Annotated in this window: 19 protein-coding genes; 9 read left to right on the top strand and 10 right to left on the bottom strand. The window is 67.8% G+C overall.

Annotated elements, in window-relative coordinates; all coding sequences use genetic code 11:
* Nucleotides 1-34: 34 nt before the first annotated feature.
* Nucleotides 35-397: a DoxX family protein gene (locus tag ACWF0M_RS15015; RefSeq protein ID WP_452236227.1), complete on the bottom strand. Its 363-nt coding sequence runs from the start codon at nucleotides 395-397 to the stop codon at nucleotides 35-37.
* On the bottom strand, nucleotides 394-975 hold the full coding sequence (locus ACWF0M_RS15010) for an NADPH-dependent FMN reductase (protein WP_452236226.1): 582 nt from the start codon (nucleotides 973-975) through the stop codon (nucleotides 394-396). Before ACWF0M_RS15010 ends, ACWF0M_RS15015 begins: the two co-directional genes overlap by 4 nt.
* Nucleotides 976-1082: 107 nt before the next feature.
* Between ACWF0M_RS15010 and ACWF0M_RS15005 the strand changes: the two genes are divergently transcribed.
* Nucleotides 1083-1547: a MarR family winged helix-turn-helix transcriptional regulator gene (locus ACWF0M_RS15005; RefSeq protein ID WP_452236225.1), complete on the top strand. Its 465-nt coding sequence runs from the start codon at nucleotides 1083-1085 to the stop codon at nucleotides 1545-1547.
* Here ACWF0M_RS15005 and ACWF0M_RS15000 read toward each other — a convergent pair.
* Entirely contained in the window at nucleotides 1544-2176 is a 633-nt protein-coding gene (locus tag ACWF0M_RS15000; protein WP_452236224.1) for a MerR family transcriptional regulator, read from the bottom strand. The two genes, ACWF0M_RS15005 and ACWF0M_RS15000, sit on opposite strands and share 4 nt — an antisense overlap.
* Before the next feature lie 177 nt (nucleotides 2177-2353).
* Between ACWF0M_RS15000 and ACWF0M_RS14995 the strand changes: the two genes are divergently transcribed.
* Entirely contained in the window at nucleotides 2354-2755 is a 402-nt protein-coding gene (locus tag ACWF0M_RS14995) for a hypothetical protein (RefSeq protein WP_452236223.1), read from the top strand.
* Here the strand turns inward: ACWF0M_RS14995 and ACWF0M_RS14990 are convergent.
* The gene (locus ACWF0M_RS14990; protein WP_452236222.1) at nucleotides 2752-3729 is read right to left on the bottom strand and encodes a helix-turn-helix transcriptional regulator; all 978 of its coding nucleotides are present in this window, start codon (nucleotides 3727-3729) and stop codon (nucleotides 2752-2754) included. The two genes, ACWF0M_RS14995 and ACWF0M_RS14990, sit on opposite strands and share 4 nt — an antisense overlap.
* 57 nt (nucleotides 3730-3786) lie before the next feature.
* Here ACWF0M_RS14990 and ACWF0M_RS14985 point away from each other — a divergent pair, with 57 nt between their 5' ends.
* Nucleotides 3787-5052 carry an FAD-binding oxidoreductase gene (locus ACWF0M_RS14985; RefSeq protein ID WP_452236221.1) on the top strand — a complete coding sequence of 422 codons (1266 nt, stop codon included), beginning with the start codon at nucleotides 3787-3789 and terminating at the stop codon, nucleotides 5050-5052.
* A 63-nt stretch (nucleotides 5053-5115) separates the two neighbouring features.
* On the opposite strand, the gene ACWF0M_RS14980 is transcribed toward ACWF0M_RS14985, so the two are convergent.
* From ACWF0M_RS14980 to ACWF0M_RS14970, 3 genes are read right to left on the bottom strand one after another with little or no spacing between them, the layout of a single operon-like run.
* Nucleotides 5116-5511, bottom strand: coding sequence for a RidA family protein (locus ACWF0M_RS14980; protein WP_452236220.1), 396 nt, complete (start codon nucleotides 5509-5511; stop codon nucleotides 5116-5118).
* A gap of 21 nt (nucleotides 5512-5532) precedes the next feature.
* On the bottom strand, nucleotides 5533-5970 hold the full coding sequence (locus ACWF0M_RS14975) for a protein-tyrosine phosphatase family protein (protein WP_452236219.1): 438 nt from the start codon (nucleotides 5968-5970) through the stop codon (nucleotides 5533-5535).
* 9 nt (nucleotides 5971-5979) lie between these two features.
* Nucleotides 5980-7050 carry an ABC transporter ATP-binding protein gene (locus tag ACWF0M_RS14970; protein ID WP_452236218.1) on the bottom strand — a complete coding sequence of 357 codons (1071 nt, stop codon included), beginning with the start codon at nucleotides 7048-7050 and terminating at the stop codon, nucleotides 5980-5982.
* A gap of 186 nt (nucleotides 7051-7236) precedes the next feature.
* Between ACWF0M_RS14970 and ACWF0M_RS14965 the strand changes: the two genes are divergently transcribed.
* Both ACWF0M_RS14965 and ACWF0M_RS14960 read left to right on the top strand, forming a co-directional pair.
* Nucleotides 7237-7800 (top strand): ArsR/SmtB family transcription factor, encoded by a 564-nt coding sequence (locus ACWF0M_RS14965; protein WP_452236415.1) that lies wholly within the window; start codon nucleotides 7237-7239, stop codon nucleotides 7798-7800.
* Nucleotides 7793-8623: an SRPBCC family protein gene (locus ACWF0M_RS14960; protein ID WP_452236217.1), complete on the top strand. Its 831-nt coding sequence runs from the start codon at nucleotides 7793-7795 to the stop codon at nucleotides 8621-8623. Before ACWF0M_RS14965 ends, ACWF0M_RS14960 begins: the two co-directional genes overlap by 8 nt.
* Here ACWF0M_RS14960 and ACWF0M_RS14955 read toward each other — a convergent pair.
* Nucleotides 8620-9513 carry a LysR family transcriptional regulator gene (locus ACWF0M_RS14955; protein WP_452236216.1) on the bottom strand — a complete coding sequence of 298 codons (894 nt, stop codon included), beginning with the start codon at nucleotides 9511-9513 and terminating at the stop codon, nucleotides 8620-8622. The two genes, ACWF0M_RS14960 and ACWF0M_RS14955, sit on opposite strands and share 4 nt — an antisense overlap.
* Nucleotides 9514-9604: 91 nt before the next feature.
* On the opposite strand from ACWF0M_RS14955, the gene ACWF0M_RS14950 reads away from it, so the two are divergent.
* Together ACWF0M_RS14950 and ACWF0M_RS14945 are read left to right on the top strand one after the other, a co-directional pair.
* The gene (locus ACWF0M_RS14950; protein WP_452236215.1) at nucleotides 9605-10819 is read left to right on the top strand and encodes an MFS transporter; all 1215 of its coding nucleotides are present in this window, start codon (nucleotides 9605-9607) and stop codon (nucleotides 10817-10819) included.
* Between the two features lie 12 nt (nucleotides 10820-10831).
* Nucleotides 10832-11644 carry a phosphotransferase enzyme family protein gene (locus tag ACWF0M_RS14945; protein WP_452236214.1) on the top strand — a complete coding sequence of 271 codons (813 nt, stop codon included), beginning with the start codon at nucleotides 10832-10834 and terminating at the stop codon, nucleotides 11642-11644.
* Between the two features lie 413 nt (nucleotides 11645-12057).
* Here the strand turns inward: ACWF0M_RS14945 and ACWF0M_RS14940 are convergent, their stop codons facing one another.
* Nucleotides 12058-12507, bottom strand: a complete 450-nt coding sequence (locus ACWF0M_RS14940; protein ID WP_452236213.1) for a winged helix-turn-helix transcriptional regulator — start codon at nucleotides 12505-12507, stop codon at nucleotides 12058-12060.
* A gap of 131 nt (nucleotides 12508-12638) precedes the next feature.
* Between ACWF0M_RS14940 and ACWF0M_RS14935 the strand changes: the two genes are divergently transcribed.
* Together ACWF0M_RS14935 and ACWF0M_RS14930 are read left to right on the top strand one after the other, a co-directional pair.
* Nucleotides 12639-13022 (top strand): TIGR03618 family F420-dependent PPOX class oxidoreductase, encoded by a 384-nt coding sequence (locus tag ACWF0M_RS14935; RefSeq protein WP_452236212.1) that lies wholly within the window; start codon nucleotides 12639-12641, stop codon nucleotides 13020-13022.
* Nucleotides 13023-13036: 14 nt separating this feature from the next.
* The gene (locus ACWF0M_RS14930; protein WP_452236211.1) at nucleotides 13037-13726 is read left to right on the top strand and encodes a dienelactone hydrolase family protein; all 690 of its coding nucleotides are present in this window, start codon (nucleotides 13037-13039) and stop codon (nucleotides 13724-13726) included.
* Here ACWF0M_RS14930 and ACWF0M_RS14925 read toward each other — a convergent pair.
* Entirely contained in the window at nucleotides 13704-14240 is a 537-nt protein-coding gene (locus tag ACWF0M_RS14925) for a putative immunity protein (RefSeq protein WP_452236210.1), read from the bottom strand. The two genes, ACWF0M_RS14930 and ACWF0M_RS14925, sit on opposite strands and share 23 nt — an antisense overlap.
* Nucleotides 14241-14248 lie beyond the last annotated feature (8 nt).

The following is a 14248-nucleotide window of genomic DNA, read 5'->3' as shown; positions in this document are numbered from 1 at the left end:
GTTCTCACGGTCCCGCGGGCACCGGGCTATGGGGTTAGAGGCGTTCGATTGCTACGAAGACTGCTAGGGCGAGTAGTACGGCGTTGACTGCGACGCTCGAGAATTCGGAGCGGCGGGCGTGGGTGATGATGGCGCCGATCATGACGACGGCGAGGCCGATGGCTGCGGCGGGGACGAGCCAGGTGGCGGTGTCGAAGACGCGGGGGAGGATCAGGCCCGCGGCGCCGGCGATCTCGGCGACGCCGATGGTCTTGATCAGTTCGATCGGGAACGGGGCCGACCAGCCCATCCGGGGATTGCCGGCCAGCGACGCCTTCGTGGCCGGCACCTTCATCACGCCGGACATCAGGAACATCGCGGCGAGCAGGCCGGAGACGGTCCAGACGACGATGTTCATGCCGCCACCGGCTGCCCGACGCGGACCTGCTTGAGGGCGGCCGCCCAAGACTCGAGCTGGTCGAACAGGATGGTTGCCTGGTCGGCGTACTGCGGGCCGGGCCGGAACTCGCTGAAGTTCTCGAAGTCGGTGAACATCGAGAACGACAACTGCTGACGTACGTCGGCGAGCTGGAGCTCCGCGCTGATGGCGCGCAGGTGCTCGATCGCGCGTGCCCCGCCGAGGGAGCCGTAGGACACGAAGCCGGCTGCCTTGTTGTTCCACTCGCCGTACAGGTAGTCGATCGCGTTCTTCAGTACGCCGGACGTGGAGTGGTTGTACTCCGGCGTGACGAACACGAACCCGTCGTACGCCGCAATCGTCGAGGCCCACGCCTTCGTGTGCTCACCGGCGTACTGCCCGGCGGCCGGCGGGATGGCCTCGTCCAGGTGGGGCAGCGGGTAGTCGAGCAGATCGATCAACTCGTAGCTCGCGCCGGTCCGCCGCTCGGCTTGGGCCAGGACCCAGTCAGCCACGGCCTTGCCGTTCCGCCCGGGGCGCGTGCTGCCGAGGATGATCGCGATCTTCAGGTCGCTCATGGCGACGGCTCCTTCAGAGGGGTTGACTTGAAAGTTCATGTCAATGACCACGATAGAGTGCTTGACGTGAACGTTCAAGTCATTGCCTCGATGGCTATGCTGCAGGCATGGGGAAGGAGCCGCGCTGGCTGTCAGCCGACGAGCTGGAGACCTGGAAGACGCTGCAACTCGTCATGGCGCTACTGACCGGGGAGCTTGGCGAGCAACTGCAGCGCGATTCCAGCCTGAGCTTCCTGGAGTACTACGTCCTCGCCGGCCTCTCCGATCAACCCGATCACACGATGCGCCTGAGTCACCTCGCGGTTCTGGCCAACTCCGAGCTCTCCAGGCTGTCCCACCTGATCCGCCGCCTGGAGAACCGCGGCCTGGTACGGCGTGAACCCGACCCGGACGACGGGCGGTTCACCAACGCGATCCTCACCCCCGATGGGTACGCCGAACTCGTGAAGGCCGCGCCGGGACATGTCGAACTGGTCCGCCAACTGGTCTTCGACCCGCTGACCGAGACCGACCGCCGTGCTCTGCACAGGGCGATGGGGAGGCTGCTTCCGGGACTCCTCGGCGACTGCTAGCGGTCCTTCCAGCGGTCCGCGGAGATGGACTCCTGGGCGAGCAGTCGCAGCGAGGCGATCAGGGTCTCGCCGAGAATGGTGCCGATGACAACCGATTCGGCGAGTTGGTCGCGGGTCGGGTTGGTCGTGACGGCATCGATCTCGAGCTGGGCGAAGCGTTCGACCGCGTCGGCGTACGTGTCGAGGTGGGCGACGAGGTTGTCCTGGCCGAGCGTGCGGAGAGCGGCGATGGTGTCGATGAGCGTTGCGAGCGCGGGCGCCTCGGGGTCGACGGACCAGCCGCGGTCGGCGATGAGGCCGGTGACCTGCGCGGTGGCGGCGGTCCGCGCCTCGTCGGTGGCGGATAGTCGGCGCGTCGGTGTGAGCGCGCGATGGGCACGGCCGATCTGCTCGTGCAAGGGCTCGGTGTCGTCGTCGAGCGACTCGAGGATCTCCTTCACGGTGGCGACCGGGACCTGTGCGAGCTCGATCAGTGCGCGGATCAGCCGGAGCCGGCGGACGTGCGTGTCGCCGTACGACGCCTGGTTCGGGCTGGTGAGTTCGCCGGCGGGTAGCAGGCCTTCGCGCAGGTAGTACTTGATCGTCGGCACCGGGACGTCGGTGGCCTTGCTGAGTTCCCCGATTCGCATCGCTTGCCTTCCTGTCGTCTGTGATGGATAGTATCAGTATCCATAAGCGGATACCTGGACTATCCATAAGGAGGCGAGTCGGATGATCCCGCTCGTACTGATCCTGTACCTCGCCGTTGCCCTCTGGGTAGCGCGCACCTCCCGCGCAACCGCGCCTGTCAAAGAAGAGGTCTACGCATGACCGATGTGTCCCGCGTCATCGCCGGAGTCATCCTGCTCACCGTCGTGACGATCGAGTTCGGCGGCTACTTCATGACCAAGATCGTCCGCGGCCAGGTCCCGATGACCGGGTTCCAGAAGTCGTTCGCGCGGGCCGGCCACGCCCACGCCGGCGTCCTGGTGATCTTCAGCCTGGTCGGTCTGCTGTACGTCGACCAGACCGGGCTGACCGGGTTCTGGTTGTGGGTCGGCCGGCTCGGGATCCCGGTCGCCGCGGTCCTGATGTCCGGTGGCTTCTTCGCCTCGTCCGCCGGCAAGGATCGCATCGCTCCGAACCAGTTCCTGTGGATCCTCTGGCTCGGCGCGCTGTCGCTGGCGGTCGGCGTACTGACTCTCGGCATCGGCCTGATCGTTGCCTAGGACAACCCGGCGAACCCCTGCGCGAGGCGTTCGCCGGCCATGGTGATGAGTGCCGCGGTCTCGGGGGTCGCCTGGTCGACGGTGAAGGTGCCGAGGTGGGCGATCGCGGCTACCTGAGTCAGCAGCATGGCGGGACTGTCCGCGCTGAAACGGACCTTGCAGGATGACGGGCTGAGCGGTTCGACGATGCCGCGGACGACACCTTCGAAGGTCGCGGTCACCTCGGCGGCCGGTACGTCGACTGTCAGTTGAATCGTGTGCTCGTACTGCGCCGACACGAACGACTCCAGCAGGTAGGAAGGCCCGTCGAGCACCCGGGGCGTGAAACGATGCAACACCGGTGTCACGGACGCGATCCGGTCGACCCGGAAGATCCGCCAGTCGTCGCGCTCGGGGTCGAACGCGAGCAGGTACCACCGCCACGACAACGTCAGCAGTTGATGCGGCTCCACCCGGCGTCGCGTCGTACCGCGTTGCCGGCCGTGGTAGTCGAAGGCAACGATCTCGTGGTTCCGGCAGCAGCGTGCGAGTACGGCGAGAACGCCCGGATCGACCTGCGGTACGCCGGGTCGCGGGATCGCCTCCGCTGCCGAGCTCACCGCCGCGAGCTGGGGCCGGAGGCGCGCGGGCAGCACCTGCTCCAGCTTGGCCAGCGCGCTCATCGAGCTCTCCGCCATCCCGCTCACGCCGCCACCGGCCGCGCCGACCAGTCCGAGCGCGACGGCGATCGCCTCGTCATCGTCCAACTGCAGCGGCGGCAGGTGCGTCCCGGAGCCGAGCCGGTACCCGCCCGCGGTGCCGGTCGTCCCGGTCACCGGGTAGTCGAGGGACCGGAGCCGGTCGACGTCCCGCCGTACCGTGCGCTCGGTGACGCCGAGGCGGTCGGCGAGCTCGCGACCGGACCACTCGCGCCGGCTCTGCAACAGCGACAGCAGCCGCAGCATTCGGCCGGGCATCTCTTTGCGAGTACTCATCCACAGATCATGCCTTGAGGACAAGATGTGTCCGCAAGGGTGTCTAGCGTGATCTGCATGATGTTGACGAGAACCAGTTCGGGGTACGACGAGGCGCGGCTCGGGTTCCAGCGGCGGGACCCGCATCGGTCGGCCGTGATCTTTCCGGTGACGAGCACGGCCGAGGTCGAGGAGGCGGTGCGGTACGCGATCGACCACGACCTGCGGATCGCCGTCCAGGCGTCCGGGCACGGCCTCACGCAGAGCATCGACGGTGGCGTCCTGATCGCGACCCGCGGCTTCAACGGCGTGACCGTCGACGCGGAGCGCAGGACGGCCTGGATCGAGGCGGGCGCGACCTGGCGGAACGTGCTCGACGCGACCGCGCCGCACGGTCTCGCTCCGCTCTCCGGCAGTGCACCCGGCGTGGGCGCGATCTCGTACACGCTCGGCGGTGGGCTCGGGCTGATGGCCCGGCGGTTCGGGTACGCCGCGGATCACGTCCGGCGGATCGAGGTGGTGACCGCGGACGGCGTACGGCGCTATGCCGAGGAGGACCCGGATCTGTTCTGGGCGCTGCGTGGCGGTGGCGGGAACTTCGGTGTCGTGACGGGGATCGAGGTCGACCTCTTCGACGTACCGACGCTGTACGGCGGCAGCCTGTACTTCGATCTCGCCGAGCACCCGGCGGTGCCCGAGGTGTGGCGGGAGTGGACCAGGTCCGTGCCCGAGGAGGTGACGTCGGCGATCGCGATCCTGCCGATCCCGAACATCCCGCAGGTGCCGGCGCCGTTGCGCGGCAAGTACATCGGGCAGGTGCAGCTCGCGATCCTCGGCGACGGCGGCGAGGAGCTGATCGAACCGCTCCGGGCGATCGGCAAGCCGGTCCTCGACACCGTGGAGGAGCTGCCGTACGTCGACTCCGGGCAGATCTTCGCGGAGCCGGAGCACCCCGACAGCTACAGCTCCCGCAACGTACTCCTGAAGGACCTCGACGCGCTCGAGACACTGCCCGAACTCGCCGGTCCGGGCGCGTCGAGAATGTATGTGATCGGCATCCGGCACCTCGGCGGCGCGCTCGCTCGTCAGCCGGAGATCCCGAACGCGGTCGGTCATCGCGATGCGGCGTACTCGCTGACCGTCCTCACCCCGGGCATGGGCGACGCCGGACTGGACGTGCTCGAACCCTGGGGCCCGTCAACCGTTGGCCGCGCCCTCAACTTCACCTTCGCGAAGCTCACCGACGAAGAGGTGGCCGAGGCGTACGACGACTACGAACGTCTCGTCACGCTCAGGCGCCGCTACGACCCGACCCGCCGCCTGCACGCGAACCACCAGCTCTAGCGATCAGCTCCTCGAACCGGAGCGGCCACCGCGGGTCGTAGTCGACAACCTCGGCGGGAACGATCACAGGGCTGCTGTTACGTCGATCTCGACGAGTTGGCCGGTGAAACCGAGCTGCGCGACGCCGAGTAGCGTGCTCGCGGTCGTGAAGGCCGGTGCGAGCGGCGACTCGTTGAGTTGTGCCCACACCGCGCCCAACTCGGCGCGATCCGAGCTGGCCACATAGATCACCGTGCGTACGACGTTTTCCGGCGTGGCGCCCGCCGACTTGAGCGCGGTGAGGATGTTCGCGATCACCTGCGCGGTCTGCCCTTGGAGACCGCCCGGGGCCAACTCACCGGACGCCTGCAACGGGCACTGCCCGGCCAGGTAAACCAAGGTGTCCGCCTGCACCCGCGTCACGTGGTGATACCCAGGTGTCGCATGCAGGCCGTCGGGGTTGCTCCGCTCGATCGTCACGCCTCGACCCAACGCGATCCCTCAGCTCCGGGTCAACAGATTTAGCACGTACCGCTTCTGCCACGGCGTCTCCACGGCACGCCGGTCATAGTTCCGTCGTACATAGTCGACCGCCTGATCCGCGGGCAGCCCGTCCAGTACGGCGAGACACGCGAGCGCGGTCCCGGTCCGCCCGCGGCCGCCGCTGCACGCGAACTCGACCCGCCCGGTGCCAGTCCGCTCCAACGCTTCGCGAAAGACCGTCAACGCCTCCGCATGATCCGCGGGCAGCCGGAAGTCCGGCCACTTGATGCAGTGCGTCTCCCACGGCACGTCCGGCGGCGGCTCCTTGCCGAGCAGATACACGCCGTACGTCGGAAACGGCTCTGCCGCCGGGCCGTGCCGCAGACCGCGTCCGCGCACGAGCCGACCCGACGGCAGCTCCATCACTCCTGGTGCGTCCTTGATCCAAAGGCCCACAAGATCAAACTACACAAGCCGGTCCTCGGTCGACGTCGAGAAGAGGTGCAGCTTGTCGGGGTCCGGTGCCAAGTAGACGACGGTGCCCTTGTCGTTGTGCAGCCGGGTGCCGATCCGGGCGATGATCTGGTCACTGGTGTGCTCGGCGGTCCCGTACAGGAATGCGTCCGATCCCAGCTCCTCGATCACCGACACCTTCACCGGCAGGCCGTCGTCCGCGAGATGCAGCGCCTCCGGGCGGACGCCGAGCGTCAGCGTCTTGTCGTCACCGGCCTTGGCCAGTACGTCGCGCGCGATCGGCACCACGTAGTCGCCGACCTTCGCGCCACCCTCGACGATCTCGGCCTCGATCAGGTTCATCGCGGGCGATCCGATGAAGCCGGCCACGAACTTGTTCCGCGGCCTGTCGTACAGGTTCAGCGGAGTGTCGACCTGCTGCAGTACGCCGTCCTTCAGTACGGCGACCCGGTCGCCCATCGTCATGGCCTCGACCTGGTCGTGGGTGACGTAGACCGTGGTGACCCCGAGCCGGTGCTGCAGCTCGGCGATCTGCGTACGGGTCTGGACCCGCAGCTTGGCGTCAAGGTTCGACAGCGGCTCGTCCATCAGGAAGACCCGCGGGTTACGGACGATCGCGCGACCCATCGCGACACGCTGACGCTGACCACCGGACAGTGCCTTCGGCTTGCGGTCGAGGTACTCCTCCAGACCGAGCAGCTTCGCGGCGTCCTGCACGCGCTGGGCGCGCTCGTCCTTGTGGATGCCCTGCATCTTCAGGGCGAAGCCCATGTTGTCGGCCACCGACATGTGCGGGTACAGCGCGTAGTTCTGGAACACCATCGCGATGTCGCGTTCCTTCGGCGGGGAGTTGGTGACGTCCCGGTCGCCGATGAAGATCGCGCCGTCGTTCACCTCCTCGAGCCCGGCGAGCATCCGCAGCGCCGTCGACTTCCCGGACCCGGACGGTCCGACGAGGACCATGAACTCGCCGTCCTCGATGTCGAGATCGAGCTTGTCGACCGCCGGGAGGTCGGTGCCCGGGTAGACCCGGGTGGCTCCCTTGAACGAGACAGTTGCCATGTCGCGCTTCCTTTCCTTCGCCGGCAGGAACGTGCCGGACGATCCGTAGCAAAGGCCCCCAGGTCTTGGGTGTCTGCTTGGTGACGCATCACCGAAGCATTACTTACAACCACCTGTCGCTGACTTGCATTCCCGCGTGATGGAAGATTGACAAGGATCTTTTTTACGTACAAACTTTTTTGTGTGATGAGAGACGTGATGCATCTGGAGCAGCTCGAGCAGGCCGAGGCCCTGTTCAAGCCGCAGCGGATCGAGGTGCTGCGGCGGCTGGCGGAGCCCTCGACCTGCGGCGACGTGGCCGAGCAGCTCGGCCAGACTCCGCAGCGCGTCTACTACCACGTGAAACGCCTCGTCGAGGCGGGACTGGTGACTCAGGTGGACGAGCGCAAGGTGCGCGGGATCCGCGAGGGCATCTACCAGGCGACGGCCCGTTCGTACTGGCTGTCCCCGACGCTCGTCGGCCGGATCGGCGGACTCCGCCGGACCCGTGACGAGCTGAGCCTCGGCTACATGCTGGACCTGATGGAAGAGGTCCAGACCGACATCGCCGCGCTGGATCGGTCGGCTCCGGAGCTGCCGTCCATCGGGGTGTCCGGTGAGATCCGGGTTCCACCGGACCGGCGGCGGGAGTTCTTCGAGGACCTGCGCGGCACGCTGCAGGACCTCTTCGAGCGCTACGGCGGCAGTGAGGGTGACGCCTTCAAGCTCGCGGTGGCCTGCTACCCCAAGGGAGACCGAACCAATGACTGAACCACTTGTCCTGCAAGCGCGCGCAAAGGCCGGCATCGACGACGTCCGGCAGGCGCTGACCGATCCGAAGGCCCTGAACCTCTGGCTCGGCGAGCACTCGACCGTCGACCTGCCCGGCACGTTCGAGTTCTGGGGCCGCTACATCCCCGAGGGCGACGCGCCGCACCAGCGGGTCGTCGGGTACGACGGAAGCACGCTGACGCTGGCGTGGACGCTCGGCGGCGAGGAGACCACCACCGAGTTCACGCTGACGTCCGACGGCGACGACGCGACGGTGGTGAAGCTGTCGCAGACCGGTTTCGACTTCGCGGACGCGATCAGCGGCGCGAACATCCGCGGCGTACTGCAGACCTTCTGGTCACTGGCGCTGGCGAACCTGATCGACCATCTCGAGGGTCGCGAGCTGACCACGAGGCCGGACTTCACCTCGCCAGTCTTCGAGGGTCAGGCGCTGATCGACGCGCCGGTCGCGCAGGTGTACTCGTCGCTGACCGAGTCCGAGAAGGCGTCGGCCTGGTTCGGGTACCCGGTCGAGATCGACCTCCGGAAGGGCGGCCGGTTCGCGATGGGCGGGTTCGACGCCGGCCCGGGCGTGGAGATCGTCGACCTGGTCGAGGGCCGCTCGATGTCGCTGGACTGGGGTTCGGCCGGGATCAGTACCTGGGAGCTCGCCGAGTCCGACGGGAAGACCCGGCTCACCTTCGTGATGAGCGGGTTCGACGACTCCAACCCGCCGTACGGCGCCTGGCTCGGCTGGCTCAGCGGCATCGCCGCGCTCCGCCGGTTCAACGAGCTGGCGGACTGGAGGATCTGGGCCGCCTAGAAGTACGGGCGAGTGCTTTCGCCGATCAGATCGAGCAGGGCGGTCACCGCTCTGCTCGGTCGCCGTCCGCCGATCGTCGCCACCGACAACGTCCAGACGAGCTCGGCGCCGGTGATCGACAGCTTGGCGACGCCGGGCTCGTCGTCCAGCTCGAGATCCGGTACGACGCCGACGCCCAGACCGGCCCGGACGTAATCCGGGATCGTGGTCAGCTCCGGCACCTCGACCTGGATCCGCCGCGGCATCCCGATCGCGTCGAAGGCGCGGTCGACCAGCTTCCGATTCCCGAAACCGGCCGGCATGTCCACGAACCGCTCCGTGCCGAGTTCCTCGAGTCCGATGCTCGTGCGCTCGGCGAGCGGATGCGACAACGGGACCAGTGCCACGAACGGAACCGTCGCGATGTCGCGGACCTCGAGACCGGCCAACTCCGGACGCGGCAGCCCGAGTAACGCAATGTCCAGACGACCATGCCGTACGTCGTCCGCGAGGCCGGTGGACCCGGTCGGCGAAGTCGCGACCTGCACCTCGACCAGCGGGTACTTACGATGGAACGCACCGAGCAGCTCGGCCAGGTTCACCATGCTGAGCCGGGCCAGCGTCCCGATCCGGACGCTGCCGCGCAACCCCGACGACGCTTCCTCGACCGCGGCCCGCGCGCGGTCCAACGCCTCCAGCGCAGCCTTCGCCTCCGGCAGCAACGCCTGACCGGCCGCCGACAGAACCACCCGCCGGGTCGAGCGATCGAAGAGAGTCGTCTTCAGATCGGTCTCGAGAGCGCGTACGGCGGCCGAGACCGTGGACTGCACCGTGAACAGCCGGTGCGCCGCGCGCGTGAAACTCAGTTCCTCGGCGACGGCGACGAAGTACTCCAGCTGGCGACTGTCCACACCCCGAATTATCGGATCTGGCGATAAGAGCGTGCAAGAACTTTCGTTGGACTCGATAGATCCCGCGCGGCACGCTGGGAACATGTCCACCATGACGTCTTCGCGAGCCGGCGTACGGATCCGGTTCGCTCATGCTCCGGGGTTCTGGGTGATCGCGGCGGCCTTCCTCACCACGATGGCCTTCTCGACCATCCCAACGCCGCTCTACGCGATCTACCAGCAGCGCGACGGCTTCCCGACGTACGTGATCACGGTGATCTTCGCCAGCTACGCGGTCGGGGTGATGGCGTCGCTGTACCTGGCGGGGCATGTCAGCGACTGGCTCGGGCGGCGGCGGGTGGCGTTGGTCGCCGTACTGGCCGAGGCGTTGTCGGCGGCGATCTTCCTGATCTGGCCGGCCGTCCCGGGTTTGCTGCTGGCGCGGTTCATCTGCGGTATCGGGGTCGGTGTACTGACTGCGACCGCGACAGCGCATCTGTCCGAGCTGCGCCAGGTCGCGCGGCCGAGCGAGGACCCGAGCCGGTCAGCGCTGATCTCGAGCATGGTGAACCTCGGCGGGCTGGCGTTCGGTCCGCTCGTGGGTGGGCTGCTGGCGCAGTACGTGTCGGCGCCGCTGGAGCGTCCGTACGAGATCTTCCTGGTGCTGCTGCTGATCAGCGCTGTGGGGATCGCGCTGGTGCCGGAGACGGTGGAGCGGTTGGAGGAGCGTCCGGCGTACCGGCCGCAGCGGGTGGCACTGCCGTCATCCGCGCGTCCGCTCTTCTTCGCGTCCGCGATCGGTGCCTTCGCGGCGTTCGCGATCTTCGGTCTCTTCACGTCGCTCGCGCCGACGTTCCTCGCCGGCGTCCTGCACCACACGTCTCGTCTGCTCGCCGGTGTCGTCACGTTCGCCGTCTTCATCGCCGGCGCCGCGAGCCAGGCCGTCTTCGTCCGCCTCACCCGCCCGGCTCAACTCCGCCTCGGACTCGTCTCGATGTCCGTCGGTCTCGTAGGCGTGGCGGTCGGCGGTCTCGTCCCGAACCTGTACCTCTTCGTCATCGGCGGGATCGTCGCCGGCGTCGGCGTAGGCCTCGTCTTCCGCGGCGCGGTCGCGACCGCAGCATCGCTCGCCGACCCGTCGTCCCGCGGCGAGGTCCTGGCCGCCCTCTTCCTGATCGCGTACGCCGGACTCGCGATCCCGGTCCTCGCGATCGGCCTAGGCATCGCACTCCTCCCGGCCCAGGTCGCCCTGCTCCTCTTCTCGGCCCTGATCCTGATCCTGGTAAACGCCGCCGTAATGCGCATGCTGGCCGCCCAGTCCAGATGATCTGATGCGGGTGTGGATCTCGAACGCGACTACGGACTGACTGTCTCCTCGCTGCAGCCGCACCCCGGCGGGTTCGCCACCGACGGTTGGGTGGCGGACGGCCGCTGGTTCGTGAAGGTGTGGAAGGAAGGCGAGCAGCCGTCGGGGCTGTCGCAGCTGGCGGAGCTGGCCGCTCTCGGGCTGCCTGTCGTAGAGCCGTTGCGGACGCTGAAGGGTGAGCTGTCCGCGATGAATGTCGCCGTCTTCCCTTATGTTGAAGGGCGTACGGCGACTTGGGGCGACCGGCGTGTGGTGGCCCGGGCGTTGCGTCAGGTCCATGAGGCGCCGCTTCGGGTGACGCTGCCGCCCGCGGACGTCAGCGAGCCGCACATTCGTACGCTTGGTCAGCAGCTCGAGCATCCGTGGATCGCGGATCGGGCGGATGTGGTGGCCGCGGCGATCGCGCGATTGGACGACGTACGAACGCGCCTCAAGCCGGTGCGCGACGTCGTGTGTCACACGGACCTCCACGGGTTGAACGTCTTGATCGACCACCACGGTGAGGTCGCGGCGATCCTCGACTGGGAGAACGCGGTGATCGGGCCCCGTGAGTACGACGTATGGGTCGGGGCCGATGGTGATCGGCTGGGGGAGTTCCTCGACGAGTATGGCGCCGACGACCTGGACCTCGACCACCTCGAGTTCGCGCTGCTCGCCCGCGGCCTGCGGGACATGTCCGCCCGGGTGATGTTCGAGGTCGATCGACCGGGCGTAGACACCTGGGGCTTCGACCGCATCGCCCGCGTGGACAGCGACCTCGAGGTGTTCCGCCCGTACTGCAACTAGCGTCCACAAGCGGGGACGTGAGACAGGTTGTGGAGGGTTGGGACCTGCTATTGCCTGTCTCCGGTCACCAGTTCCTGTCCCGCCGTTGCGCCAAGTGCCGCGGGTCAGGCGCTGTTCGGTCCATCGCGCGGCTCCAACCCGGGCCGGGTCGCTGGCCCCGGCAGCGCGGTTGCTCTTCGGAAACAAGTCTGCACTCCGCGGCGAAAAGGTTCCGCAAAGCCGAGCCCGGCCACGACTCGGCGGACGCTCCCTTCCCGAAGCCCGACGGCTCGACAGTACGTATATGCGCACTGGCCCACCGGCGAAGGCGGCGCCAGGCGTGTGGGCCTTGGGTAGTAGACGCATACGTACTGTCGAGCTGCAGATGTGCACGTGCACCGTTCGTCACGCGCTGTCTGCCTGCGCAACGCACGTCAGGCGGCGCCGGGGCCGGGGAGGATGTCGATGTCGTCGGCGTGCATCGGCTTGCCGCAGTGGGCGCAGGCGAGGTCCACGTGGCTGATCTCCCCGCAGGCGTGGTGCCGGTAGAGGACCGGCGGACCGGCCTCACCGGCCAGCCATTTGTCGCCCCAGGCAACCATCACCATCAGTACGTCGAGCAGCTCGCGGCCCCTGTCCGTCAGCACGTACTCGTACCGCGGCCGCTGGTCATACGGCCGGCGCTGCAGCACGCCCCGGTCGACCAGGTGGTTCAGCCGCTCGGTGAGCACCTTGCGGGAGATCCCGAGATCGGTCTGGAGCTGCTCGAACCGGGAGAACCCGACCCAGATGTCGCGCAGGATCAACGGCGACCACGGCTCACCGATCACGTCCAGCGTGCGCGCGATCGAGCACGCCATCGCACTGAAGTCCGTTCGCTGCATGACACCAGTCTAGCGTTTTGGGTTCCCTAAGGGAACTCCATCATGTTAGCGTTCCTTCAAGGAACTCCGCGCGAAAGTGAAGCACGCTGCGCCACCTGCACCACGAGACCGTCCGCTGAAGGAGTAGAACCATGTTGAAGCCCGCCGTACGTAGCGCCGTGGAGAGCACCTCCATCGCCCACCTGGCCACCGTTCTGCCGGACGGGTCGCCGCACTCCATCCCGCTCTGGGTGAGCTCGCTCGAGGACAAGATCATCTTCCTGACCGGCCCCAACTCCCAGAAGGCCCGCAACCTCCGCCGCGATCCGCGCGTCGCGTTGTCGCTCGCGCCGGTCGACAACCCGTACGAGCCGGTCATCGTCCGCGGCCGCGTCGTCGAGTGGATCGACGGCGACGCCGGCTGGGACCTCGTCGACCAGATCGCCCAGAAGTACATCGGTCAGCCCTACGGCCGCGACGTGGAACGCATCATCGGCGTCATCGAGGTGGACCACCAGACCGTAGGCGTCAGCTGACCTAGGATGCGCGCATGGGTGTGACTGTGACGGTTGGGGAGCAGGATGCTTATCTCGCGCGGGTCGGGCGGGCCGGCATGTTGCTGCTGCCGATGATCACCGGGATCGGTGAGCAGATCCGGGAGTGGGCCGACGAGCTGGCCGGGGAGGGGATCACCGCGCTCGCGTGGGATCCGTTCAAAGGCCGCAGTACCGACAACGCCACCCGCGAAGAGCTCAGCGAGATGCTGCGGGAGATGGACGACGACACCGCGCTCGCGGAGCAGGGCGCGTTGCTGGACTACCTGTTCGCCGACCTCGGGTGCAGCAAGGTCGGCGTGATCGGATGGTGCCTCGGCGGGCGGTTCGCCTTCCTGCTCGGGGCGCGCGACCAGCGGGTGGCGAACGTCGTCGCATTCCATCCGACCGTGCCGTCGAATCGGCCGCCGCATCACACGTACGACGCGATTGCCGAGGCGGCTGGGATTACGGCGCCGGTGCTGGTGAGCTACCCGAGCGCGGACGCCGCCGTACCCAATGCTGACTTCGAGACGTTGCAGACCGTGTTGCAGGCGCGGACCGCCGGCGCGACGTTCGCGCAGTACTTCCCAGGTGCGGACCACGGGTTCTCGGACAAGTCCCGGCACGGCAAGGACGTCAACGCGGACGCGTTCCGGCTGGCGTGGCCGCAGGCGCTCGCCTTCATGAGATCGACGGTCGCCTGAGCTCAGCCTCTAATTGACGGTGCAGCTGACCGAGCCGACTGCGTCCGGGAGTGCCGTTCGGGTAGCGCGCGAGAACTTCGCGGACCGTGGGCGGAACGCGTTCGATCGCCCACTGGATGACCGCATCGGCGGCCGCCGGATCGCCGGTCGCCAGCTCCTGCGCGTACGCCGCATACTGCGCCGCCGCGACGATGTGCTTCACCTGGGTGGCCGCCGCGAACGGATGCAGGTACGCCGAACCAGCGGTACCGACCGCGGCCCGCGCAGCTGCCTCCGCGGCCGGATCGTCCAGCTCACCGGCCGCCTTGAGCGCCGCCCACGCGGCGGTTCGGATCGCCTTCGTTCGCTTGCCTCCGGCACCGAACTCGCGGACCGCCTCGATCGCGTCCCGCGCCCGCCGATCGCCCGGGACCGCCGCCTCGAACAGGGGCAAGGCCTGCTCGGCACAGTCGGCCGTCCACAGGCTCAGCTGTCTCAGCTCGTCAAGGCTCAAGGGGATTTCTTCATGACCCATGAGCCTCA

It is taken from the genome of Kribbella sp. NPDC055110 (assembly GCF_053607525.1).
Note: the sequence above shows the minus strand (reverse complement) of the source record. Positions and strands in the feature narration are given on the sequence as shown.

Excerpts from the sequence above, each read along its gene's own strand:
- ACWF0M_RS15015 (WP_452236227.1), bottom strand. The coding sequence starts at position 397 with ATGAACATCGTCGTCTGGACCGTCTCCGGCCTGCTCGCCGCGATGTTC.
- ACWF0M_RS15010 (WP_452236226.1), bottom strand. The coding sequence starts at position 975 with ATGAGCGACCTGAAGATCGCGATCATCCTCGGCAGCACGCGCCCCGGG.
- ACWF0M_RS15005 (WP_452236225.1), top strand. The coding sequence starts at position 1,083 with ATGGGGAAGGAGCCGCGCTGGCTGTCAGCCGACGAGCTGGAGACCTGG.
- ACWF0M_RS15000 (WP_452236224.1), bottom strand. The coding sequence starts at position 2,176 with ATGCGAATCGGGGAACTCAGCAAGGCCACCGACGTCCCGGTGCCGACG.
- ACWF0M_RS14995 (WP_452236223.1), top strand. The coding sequence starts at position 2,354 with ATGACCGATGTGTCCCGCGTCATCGCCGGAGTCATCCTGCTCACCGTC.
- ACWF0M_RS14990 (WP_452236222.1), bottom strand. The coding sequence starts at position 3,729 with ATGAGTACTCGCAAAGAGATGCCCGGCCGAATGCTGCGGCTGCTGTCG.
- ACWF0M_RS14985 (WP_452236221.1), top strand. The coding sequence starts at position 3,787 with ATGATGTTGACGAGAACCAGTTCGGGGTACGACGAGGCGCGGCTCGGG.
- ACWF0M_RS14970 (WP_452236218.1), bottom strand. The coding sequence starts at position 7,050 with ATGGCAACTGTCTCGTTCAAGGGAGCCACCCGGGTCTACCCGGGCACC.
- ACWF0M_RS14965 (WP_452236415.1), top strand. The coding sequence starts at position 7,237 with ATGAGAGACGTGATGCATCTGGAGCAGCTCGAGCAGGCCGAGGCCCTG.
- ACWF0M_RS14960 (WP_452236217.1), top strand. The coding sequence starts at position 7,793 with ATGACTGAACCACTTGTCCTGCAAGCGCGCGCAAAGGCCGGCATCGAC.
- ACWF0M_RS14950 (WP_452236215.1), top strand. The coding sequence starts at position 9,605 with ATGACGTCTTCGCGAGCCGGCGTACGGATCCGGTTCGCTCATGCTCCG.
- ACWF0M_RS14940 (WP_452236213.1), bottom strand. The coding sequence starts at position 12,507 with ATGCAGCGAACGGACTTCAGTGCGATGGCGTGCTCGATCGCGCGCACG.
- ACWF0M_RS14935 (WP_452236212.1), top strand. The coding sequence starts at position 12,639 with ATGTTGAAGCCCGCCGTACGTAGCGCCGTGGAGAGCACCTCCATCGCC.
- ACWF0M_RS14930 (WP_452236211.1), top strand. The coding sequence starts at position 13,037 with ATGGGTGTGACTGTGACGGTTGGGGAGCAGGATGCTTATCTCGCGCGG.
- ACWF0M_RS14925 (WP_452236210.1), bottom strand. The coding sequence starts at position 14,240 with ATGGGTCATGAAGAAATCCCCTTGAGCCTTGACGAGCTGAGACAGCTG.